The organism is Natrinema salsiterrestre, assembly GCF_029502005.1.
Classification (GTDB): domain Archaea; phylum Halobacteriota; class Halobacteria; order Halobacteriales; family Natrialbaceae; genus Natrinema; species Natrinema salsiterrestre.
Window position 1 is genome coordinate 1 of record NZ_JAMQOT010000024.1, and the last position, 931, is coordinate 931.

Genomic DNA, 931 nt, shown 5'->3' on the forward strand with positions numbered 1-931 from the left:
CTGCTCTGTTGAATCCGGAGACGGCGAGCGGATAGCGTCGCTGTGAAGGGACAAGCGAAGCGGAAGAATCGGATGTGTCCAGCACCCTCTTCCGCTTCGTTAAACAGGCAGTGTCGCTGGCTCAAAAGCGCTGTGCCGCCAGCCCCACGTCGGCGGTGAGTGACCCGGCTGGCAACGGATTTTCTGCCTGGAAGCACGTGACGCTGCATTTCTTGCGGGTTCACATGGACGCGACGTACCGCGAAATCGTCGATTGGGCCAGCGAGATGGATCGTGTTCGTGGTTTGCTTCAGCTAGCGAGGTCGGCGTTTCCGTCGCCCTCGACGCTGTGGCGGTCGTTCGAGCGGGCGCCGATGCGTGTCTGGCGCCAGCTGCTCCGGCGGTCAGCGGCACGCTGCGATCCCGGCGATCATGGCGCGCTGGATGCCACATTCTTCGACCGTCAGGCGGCATCCAGCCACTACATATCGCGGTCGGATCGCCACATACGGACGCTAAAAGCGACGGCCCTGATCGATACGGAGTCGTGTGCCGTCCTGGACGTCCACTGCTCGGCACACTGGCCCCATGATACCCAGGTGGGCCGTCAGGTAGCGCTGCGAAATACGACGGAAATCGAGAGTCTCGCCGGCGACAAAGGATACGACGATCAGTCGCTGCGGGACGCACTCCGCGCCGCAGGCGTCCGGCCGGTCATCAGACACCGGCTGTTCGCACACTACGACCACGCGCACAACGCACGGTTGGACAGCGGGCTCTACGGGCAGCGCTGGATGGCCGAAACCGCCTTCTCGGCCATCAAGCGTCGATACGGATCCGCTGTCAGGCCACGCGCCTGGTACCGAGAATTCCGCGAGCTGGTGCTCACCGCCGCCGTCTACAACCTTGAACGCTCCATCAAACAGTGATCGCAACCGGATTCAACAAGGCA

The 931-nt window shown here is 62.9% G+C and carries 1 protein-coding gene; it reads left to right on the forward strand.

The window, feature by feature from the left end; all coding sequences use genetic code 11:
- Positions 1–74: 74 nt before the first annotated feature.
- Positions 75–908: an IS5 family transposase gene (locus tag NDI89_RS23795; RefSeq protein ID WP_277525407.1), complete on the forward strand. Its 834-nt coding sequence runs from the start codon at positions 75–77 to the stop codon at positions 906–908.
- The last annotated feature ends 23 nt before the right edge of the window (positions 909–931 follow it).